This window comes from Novosphingobium chloroacetimidivorans, from assembly GCF_014204535.1.
GTDB lineage: Bacteria > Pseudomonadota > Alphaproteobacteria > Sphingomonadales > Sphingomonadaceae > Novosphingobium > Novosphingobium chloroacetimidivorans.
This window is the reverse complement of sequence record NZ_JACHLR010000046.1, coordinates 1-8,446: the sequence shown is the minus strand read 5'-3', so window position 1 is coordinate 8,446 and position 8,446 is coordinate 1. Positions and strand designations below refer to the sequence as shown.

General features: G+C 61.0%; 8 protein-coding genes and 1 pseudogene. 4 read left to right on the top strand and 5 right to left on the bottom strand.

Annotated elements, in window-relative coordinates:
• Positions 1–484: 484 nt before the first annotated feature.
• Complete coding sequence (locus HNO88_RS21285) at positions 485–979, bottom strand: IS3 family transposase (protein ID WP_184250703.1); 495 nt, start codon at positions 977–979, stop codon at positions 485–487.
• Between the two features lie 753 nt (positions 980–1,732).
• On the opposite strand from HNO88_RS21285, the gene HNO88_RS21280 reads away from it, so the two are divergent.
• The 3 genes and pseudogenes from HNO88_RS21280 (at position 1,733) to HNO88_RS21275 (ending at position 4,249) form a co-directional block, all read left to right on the top strand.
• On the top strand, positions 1,733–3,769 hold the full coding sequence (locus HNO88_RS21280) for a hypothetical protein (RefSeq protein WP_246382271.1): 2,037 nt from the start codon (positions 1,733–1,735) through the stop codon (positions 3,767–3,769).
• Between the two features lie 30 nt (positions 3,770–3,799).
• Positions 3,800–3,997, top strand: a pseudogene (locus HNO88_RS23210) (transposase); the annotation flags it as partial.
• Positions 3,995–4,249 carry a helix-turn-helix domain-containing protein gene (locus tag HNO88_RS21275; protein ID WP_221420161.1) on the top strand — a complete coding sequence of 85 codons (255 nt, stop codon included), beginning with the start codon at positions 3,995–3,997 and terminating at the stop codon, positions 4,247–4,249. The pseudogene HNO88_RS23210 and the gene HNO88_RS21275, both read left to right, overlap by 3 nt.
• Before the next feature lie 346 nt (positions 4,250–4,595).
• Here HNO88_RS21275 and HNO88_RS21270 read toward each other — a convergent pair.
• From HNO88_RS21270 to tnpA, 4 genes are all read right to left on the bottom strand, one after another.
• A protein-coding gene (locus HNO88_RS21270; RefSeq protein WP_184250698.1) for an IS630 family transposase occupies positions 4,596–5,656 on the bottom strand; the annotation gives its coding sequence in 2 pieces (ribosomal slippage) (positions 4,596–5,164 and positions 5,164–5,656; 1,062 coding nt in all).
• Between the two features lie 98 nt (positions 5,657–5,754).
• Positions 5,755–7,326 carry an IS66 family transposase gene (gene tnpC, locus HNO88_RS21265; RefSeq protein WP_184250695.1) on the bottom strand — a complete coding sequence of 524 codons (1,572 nt, stop codon included), beginning with the start codon at positions 7,324–7,326 and terminating at the stop codon, positions 5,755–5,757.
• 51 nt (positions 7,327–7,377) lie between these two features.
• Entirely contained in the window at positions 7,378–7,713 is a 336-nt protein-coding gene (gene tnpB, locus HNO88_RS21260; protein WP_184250692.1) for an IS66 family insertion sequence element accessory protein TnpB, read from the bottom strand.
• Positions 7,710–8,165 carry an IS66-like element accessory protein TnpA gene (gene tnpA / locus HNO88_RS21255; protein ID WP_184250690.1) on the bottom strand — a complete coding sequence of 152 codons (456 nt, stop codon included), beginning with the start codon at positions 8,163–8,165 and terminating at the stop codon, positions 7,710–7,712. The genes tnpB and tnpA overlap by 4 nt, the downstream gene beginning before the upstream one ends.
• Positions 8,166–8,265: 100 nt before the next feature.
• Here tnpA and HNO88_RS21250 point away from each other — a divergent pair.
• Positions 8,266–8,446 (top strand): transposase (locus tag HNO88_RS21250; protein ID WP_184250688.1); only part of this gene is annotated, 181 nt, incomplete at its 3' end.

The window sequence follows — 8,446 nt, the reverse complement described above, 5'->3', positions numbered from 1 at the left end:
CTACCCGCTACGACAAACGCGACGACAACTTCCTCGCCTCAGTCCAACTCGCATCCATACGCATCTGGCTGCGGCATAATGAGTCGGTGGCCTAGTGGTCGCGTTCGCGAATTATCGGGCCATCATACGCGAGTCTGAATGGAGAGCAGAGGCGTCGTTTCCATTATCCGCTCATGGCTGCCCCTTTGCGGCGTCGATAGGACTTTCGCCAGCTTAGTTCGGCCCTAAGTTGGTTTCTGCATGAAGGCCTCTGCCATCGTGCCGTCACGCGCGAGCTTGCCAGCGTCCAGCATACAAGGTCCAAGTCGATGCGCCTGTCGGTCCATCTTCATCCTGCGGGAAAGACCTGAATATTTCATTCGGTAGTCATTGCTGCCAGCCCCCTCACGTTCGAGTCTTGGGGCGATGCTCTTGAAAGGATGATTGCTGCGCCCCCTCCGATCCAGGACAGCAACAGCACGGCGGTGACCGAACTTGCGCCCACCTACTGACCTAGCGCGAGCGAAGCGGCGGGTATCGCCAGCAGTGTATGGACTGCCGTTGTCGTCGAGCCATCGATCAGTGAGGCCAAGCAGTTCACCGGGCCAAAGCGATGCTCGGCAGTAGTGACCATCAGATCACGCATGTCCTCGGCGATGATGCCGCCGGTGGTAGCTACGGGCCCCTGGGCCTCGCGGTCACAGCAGTCGAGCGCGAAGGCGACACGCACATTCTCGCCATTGTCGCAGGCGATCTCCAGCGCGTCAGAGCACCAGCAGGTGTTGCGCTGATCGTCGGCAAGGCGGCCTTCGTGGCGCCTCTCCTCCTGGCTGCTGCTGTGGCGCTGAAGCAGCAGCCCGTGCACCTTCATGACCCGGTATACTCGCTTTGAATTGGGCGCTGTGCACCCGGCCTTGGCAGCCTGGCGGCGCAGCTTGGCATGGACACGGCGGTAACCATAGGTGGGCAAGTCGGCGATCAGCGCCCGAATGTCGCCCACCAGTTCGGCCTCCGGTGAAGGCGGTCCACCTCACCGGCGTGCAGGTGATCGCTTGTGTACGGCTGACAGGTGTTGGCGGCTGATGCCCAAAGCCTCGGCCTCACCGGTCGTCGCCTCGCAAACGAGATCGCGCGCAAAAGGAATTTCCTTGCGCCTGCGGCCCGGAATACGGCATCACGCAGGATCTCGGCCTCCATGGTCTACTTGCCCAGCAGGCTCTGCAACTCGGCGACCTGGTTCTGCAGTGCCCGGTACTCGGAGGCGGACACGACCTCTCGCCAGGACTTGCTTTGATCATCGCGCCTGCGCCACCAGCCTGCGCCTCGTGAAGATATGGCTGCCACTGATGCAACACTGCCCGGCGACTAGCGACACCACGTCCATCTTCTGTTCCTAGCCATTATCCCGAGCGAGCGCCCCTTTGACTTCCTGGTGCGCGTGCCAGCACTCCGTCAGGTCGGGTTGCCTTCGCGAAGCCGATCAGCGCGCCGCCTTCATCGTAGTTCGGACAGACCAGCACGCCCAAAGCGGGAGCCATAGTTGCGTAAGCGCCATGCCCATACCTCGTACTTGCCGGCCTTTCGGGCGGTCTGGAGAGCACACGTCGGCTTGCCGCCTTCGTGACCCTCCGCCGAGGGTGACGGTTACTGCGGCTCGCAACAAGATGCCTTTCCCGCCTCAAGATTACGCTCGTGCTTCATCCTGATCGATGTAAAAACCACAGAGCAGCAGATTCGTATACGAGGCAACAAAATGGACCAGCGATCTAGGCAGATCCGCGCCTCAGGTGCCCCTGGATTATTTGAGGAACGAAAAGACTTTCCAACATCGGAAACGAGGGCTCAGCATGCGCACGGTGCTGAAATTTCAAGAACACAGGCTGAAAGTTGGTGTGACCCGCCGGCGTTTTCGGATGCCCTGAGGCTGCAACTATCTCGGCATGGTGAATCGATCAGCCATCTTCAAAGAGCCCTTGTGCAGCAAGGGCACCTTACAAAACACGCCACTATCCTGAAATGGGTTTCGGGTGAAAAGCTGCCGCGTACGGCAGCAAGCTTGCTAACTCTGGCTGCGATCGAGAGCCGCTACGATCTACCTAGAGACTACTTCAAGGCTAAGCTCCCGAACAGCGATCGAGCGGTATCATGCTTTAAGTATCTCACGGGCTTTACCGCAAGCGAGCGGGCCTGGATCACATGGCATCTGCCGGACGACTTTGATCAAAGATCTGAGAGGGAACGCGCTGAAATACTCCAGTGGGTAAGAAATGTCATGCTACCGGGGGGAACTGAGTTCCGACGCTTCCAAGCTACAGCCTCAAAGCATCGCTATGCACTTTTATTTCCAATGCTAATCGATGCACGTGCTAAGAGGCTGGTCAACGACAACCCAGACGTGGTGTATGTTCGTGCTTACAAAACGGCGCGGCGGCATAGTTCACGTAGCAAGGTGGCGCCGCCAGAGCTCGCACGTGAGGTCAGTGAACTGGTCCGCTTCAAGACTGCAACGCTGACCGACGCCGGGCTCAGGCGAGAAGGCGTCTGGAACGCCCAGACTGCCATGCAAAGGATTGGTCATATCGGTCTCTTGTTCGGCGCCCTTGGTGCCTCACCGAAGCACGCGGTAAACGGTTTTGGCGCGCCGCGGGGTGCACTAGCAATGGGGCTTTTAGTATTTCCAACAGTGTGGGACTGGTACGTGCAATGGAGGGAGCGGCGACGCGGCTTTTACACGAGGTGGGAAGTCGATATGGTGCAGTTCGGACTAGCTCTCACGCGAAATGCGACTGGTTGGATAAGGCAACATCCGAACTTAGCCGAGCGCCTGCAGCCTATATCCGGCTTAGTTACTCAACAGCAAATAGATGTTGCAAGGGCAGACTGGGAGGCGGCTTGCGATAATCTCTTTGCACATGGCTCAAAAAGGGCTAAAGAGATCCAGCGTATCGTGCGGGTACATAGGGATCCGTTTGAAGCGATTATGCCGATACTGAAGGCGGATAGTCCTGTTGGTATGTATCGCTTGATAACCAAAGAAATCGTCAAGCGCATGCCTGACGAGCGGCATTATCCTCGAGCGGCTGCGGAAGCCGTGCGATCATTTCTCCTACTAAGGTTCGGACTCCACCTCGGTTTGCGTCAAAAGAACCTGAGGGAGCTACTGTTCTGCCGGCGAGGGAACATACCTGAGACTGAGCGCCAGCTCGAGCTGAAGAGAAGAGGCGAACTCCGCTGGAATGAGGCTCGGAATGGCTGGGAGGTGCTGGTTCCAGCCTCGGCTTTCAAAAATTCAGCGTCTTCTTTCTTTCGCTGTAGACCGTTTTTGCTAGTCCTCCCTGATGTAGACGGGTTATACGCAATGATCGAAATGTACTTAGATGTGCATCGTTCAAGTCTACTGAATGGAGTACAGGATCCTGGCACATTGTTTGTAAAGACAACTAAAACTACAACGCGGAACGCCGCTTTCGATCAGAACTCATTTTATCAAGCTTGGCGATCGATTATACAGCGCTACGGCATCAAGAACCCGTACACGGGGCGCGGAGCTATCGAAGGGTTGCTGCCGCATGGGCCTCATAATGTGCGGGATGTGCTCGCAACCCACGTTCTCAAGCAAACAGGCTCTTACACCCAGGCGAGTTATGCCATCCAAGACACACCGGCTACCGTTCAAAAGCATTATGGACGCTTCCATCCGGAAGACAAGCTTGCCTCGGCCGCGCAAATACTTAACCGCGCTTGGGAAGTCGAGTTGGCTACCGTTTCCTCCGGCTACCCTCAGGCATAGAATGGAGGTTTGCGAGTATCCCCTGAGCACATGCTTATATCCCCTCATAGTGTTATTGCTGATGGTGGCGGCCGCCGTTTCTGGTCCGCCGCGGAGTAGCTGGGGATCGTAGAGGAGACGCTGGACGGCAGGGCCAGTAAATCGGCGCTTGTACGAGGCATTGGCGTCTCGGCCAACCTTCTGTATCGTTGGCGACCAATGATGCTCGAAGGAGGCAGCGTTGCGGTGACTGGCGACGATGATGTGCCCAGCAACCAGTTCGTCTGGCAGATGGACCAGCGGATCCGCAAGCTTCGGTGCCAGCTCGGTCGTAAGACTATGAAAGTCAAGATCCTGAAAGAGGCGACGGACAAGGCGCGCAAGAAGATTGCCAACATTGCTCATGCGCTTGTCCTTGCAGGACGGAAGGCCGTGAAGGCGAACGCACAGACGCTCACCGCCTCGCGTTCGGCGGTGCAGGAGAGATTGACCGGCCTGTAAGTACGAGGTCCGCCCTGACTATGGTAAGCAAGGCAAGGTCGTGACGATGCGCTCGAACCTGCGTTGCTGCTCCGACGGCTTTGCCGTTCACTGCTGAAGCGGCGGGTTCGTGCGCGGTGACGACCGGGAACAACTTGCCACCGCAGCTCGACGCTTGTAGCCGACCTGCGCCTTGATGCCAGCCGGCTTGGTCAACCCGGCACGCGGGTTGGGCAGCCGGTGTCGCCCTGATCCAGCGGGTCGTAGTGCAGCTTGCGCTAGGCCATGAACCCATAAACAGGATTCCCAAACAGGCTGATGCATGGTTCAGGTCTCCGGCAAGGAGAGTAATACCAAGACTCGTTGATCACGACCGATGTGCCCATCGTCGCATGCCGATGGACATAATGCGCCAAGGCTGGTCGACGAGGCGGTTCCAGGCTTCGCAGCAGTGATCGACGATGTTCTCGTAGGACGTGAAGATCCTGTTCGAGAGCCAGTTGTCGCGCATGAATTGCCAGACGTTCTCGACCGGGTTGAGCTCGGGGCAGCGCGGCGGGATTGGCAGCAGGGTCATGTTCGCAGGCACCTCGAGCGCGCCGGCCAGATGCCACCCCGCTTGGTCGAGCATGACGACAGCGTGTGCGCCCGGGGAGACGGCGGCGGCGATTTCGGCGAGGTGCAGGCTCATCGCCTGGCTGTTGCAGCGGGGCAGGACGAGCGCGGCTCCCTTTACCTCCGCCGGACAGATCGCGCCGAAGATCCAGGCCGAGGACCGGCGCTGATCTCGCGGCGCGGACGGGCGTGTTCCGCGCTTTGCCCAGCGCCGGGTCAGCAGCGTCTTCTGGCCGACCCGGGCTTCATCTTGCCACCACAGCTCTATGCGGGTTTCCTTGGGCAGGCGGCGCCGGATTTGCGCCAGGCGCGCGGGGAAGCCTTTTTAAAAACAGCGATGTCCTCGCTGCGTTGACCATGATGGCGCGGCCGAGCCGAGAGCTTGCGGTAGCCCATCGTACGTAGCTCGTGCCCCAGCGCCTGTTTGCTGATCGATATCGCGAACTCATCCCACAGCCACTGCACCAGGTCGATGATCCGCCAGCGCACGACGCCATGCACTGCCGGGATCGGCCCTGTCGCGATAGCTTCCTCGATCGCGCGGCGATGTCGATCGTCCAGGATGGTCCGGGGCCCGGGTGCCTTGCGCGTCGCCAGCGCATCAGGTCCGCCCTCATTGAAGCGTACGACCCAGTCGCGCACGATCTGCACCGTCACCCCGCCAATCCTGGCGGCATCGCTACGGCTGCCGCCCTCAAGGATCGTAGCGACGACCAGTAGTCGGCGCACGTGTGCGCCTTCCTTGCATCGCCTCGCTGCCGCGCGAACCTCTTGCGCGCCATAGTCGCTGCGAACCTCAAGTGCCGTCGACATCGCGAACCTCCTGCCGTTCGCGGCATAGAATCATGATCGCCCAGCGACAGGGATCCCCAACGAGTCAGAGCCCACAGGTTTTGGTAAAAGCGGTGTTCTTAGGGCACGGCGATCCAGGGCATGAGCTCAGCGAGGCGCTTGGCCGGGTGGCTGTTGGCGAGGGCGACGAGGGTTCGGGTGAGCCAGTCGTGCGGGTTGATGCCAGAGAGCTTGCAGTTCTCGATGAGGGTGGCGATCACCGCCCAGTTGTCGCCGCCTTCGTCCGACCCGGCAAAGAGCGCATTCTTGCGGTTCAGAGCGATAGGTCGGATCGACCGCTCAACGGTGTTCGTGTCGAGCTCGATACGGCCATCGTCCAGGAAGTGGGTGAGCCCGTTCCAGCGGCCCAGAGCGTAGCGGATTGCCTCGGCCAGCTTGCTCTTGGCGCTGACCTGCCGGAGCCGTGCTTCCAGGTAAGGCTTGAGGTCTTCCACGATGACACGGCTGCGCTCCTCGCGAGCGGCGCGACGCTGCTCAGCCGGTGAGCCACGCACCTCGTCCTCGATGGCGTAGAGCATGGCGATGCGGCGCAGGATCTCAGTCGCGACCGGCGAGTTGTCGGCAAGCTCGTAGAATTTGCGCCGGACATGCGACCAGCAAAAGGCGAGGAATACCTGTTGGCGACGCTTGGCCAGCGCTGTGTAGCCGCCATAGCCGTCGACCTGCAGGATACCCGCGAAATCTCCAAGGTGGGTGCCAGGCCGTTCGGCCTTGCGGTCAGGGGCGTACACATAGGCGACCATGGGCGGATCGTTGCCACCCCACGATCGGTCATCGCGGGCATAGGCCCAGAGCTGGCCGGTCTTTGTCCGTCCGCGCCCAGGATCGAGCACGGGCGCCGTTGTCTCGTCGGCAAAGAGGCGCTCTGATCTTCGCAACTCCTCCAGCGTGCGATCACGCAACGGGCGCAGATACCAGGCCGCTCGGCCGACCCAGTCGGCCAGGGTGGAGCGGTCGAGCTTGATGTCTTGCCGCGCATAGATCTGCGCCTGGCGGTACAAGGGGAGGTGATCGGCGTACTTGGCGACGAGGACCTGGGCAATCAGCGCCTCGGTCGGAATGCCTCCTTCGACGATGCGGGCCGGAGCCGGCGCCTGGACGACCGTGCTCTCGCAGGCTCGGCAGCCGTAGCGCGGACGTTGGGTCACCAGGACACGAAAGGTGGTAGGCACGACGTCGAGGCGCTCAGCGACATCCTCGCCGATCACGTGCAGCGCACCGCCGCAGCAAGGACAGGCCTTGTCTTCAACATCGATGACCTGCTCGATCCGCTCGAGGTGAGCAGGCAAGGAGCCCCGGTTGGTCTTGCGCGGCTTATCGGCGCGCGCGAGCTGTGAGACTGCATCGCGGACCGCGCGCGCTTGCCCCAGTGCCGTCTCGACATCCTCCACTCCAAGCTGCAGCTGATCAGGATCGAGCTGCTCGGAACGGGCACCGAAACGATGGCGCATGAAGGCATCGATGATCGCCTGTAGCCGCTCGATCTCGGCGTCGGCCTCGCACTTCGCGACGGCCAACTCAGCGACTTCAGCATCTTTAGAAGCGTGCGCTTCGGCGAGCATCCGAGACTGATCGAGGACCAGTGCGCGGAGCGCGTCATTCTCCTCGGGCAGATCCGCTTCGGTGAGCATGAAGCGAGTGAATCATCAGCTTAAACCCGCGTCAACCGGCGATCTGCGGTGCTATCGACGGCGGCCGCCATGCACGCGGCGCCAGTCCAAACCCTCCAGCAATGCGCCGAGTTGGGCGGCGGTGATGCGCATCACGCCGTCCTGGATGCCGGGCCAGCGGAAGCCTCCTTGCTCCAGCTTCTTGGCCATCAGGCACAGGCCAGTGCCGTCCCACCAGATCAGCTTGATCCGATCACTGCGCTTGGCCCGGAAGACGTAGATCACCCCCGAAAACGGATCGCCGCCGTACTCGGCACCGACGAGCGCCGCCAAGGAATCCGGCCCTTTACGGAAATCCACCGGCCGAGTTGCAACCATGACGCGCGCGCCAGCGCCAGGGCCGATCATCGCGTCGCCTTGAGAGCTTGGATTACCGCGGCGATCAGTCGCTTGTCGGCACCGCGCGCGATCCTCACGGCCACTCCATCGATCTCCAGCTCCACAGCAGCCGGTGATGATCGGCGCCGACGTCGTGGGCGCCTGCTGACCGGACCAGCGTCGCTTGGCAGAGACGGCTCCAGTACTGCGGGGACGAACAGCGGCGGGCCCGCCGGGGTGGCGGGCAATGCCGGTCCTTGAGCCTGCATCTGCTTGCACAGCTCGCGGCGCCAGGTGAATAGCTGTGAGGGGTACATCGCATGCCTGCGCGCCACAGCGCTGATAGACTCCTGGCCCGAGTAGCTCTCAGCGACGATCGAGACCTTTACCTCAGGCGGCCAATCCCGGCGCTTGCCCGCGCCCGTGAAGATCTCAAGCCGCTGAGCCCCGCTGATACCAGCATCATCATATGACTTCGTCATAGCACCAGCCATCTCCGCCCGAATGAAAGGCGGTGAGACTCGGCTTTGCAGATCATACTCGCAAGGTGGGGCTCAGGCTCCGCTTACCAAGGAGACGAGCATGGCACGGTTTGATCTGACGGATTTCGAGTGGTCGGTGATCGAGCCTTTGCTGCCGACGAAGGTGCGCGGCGTGAAGCGGGTGGTTGATCGCCGAGTTCTGAATGGCATCTTCTGGCGGCTACGCACGGGAGCGCCCTGGGCAGACATTCCGTCGCGCTATGGACCGCATACGACCTGTG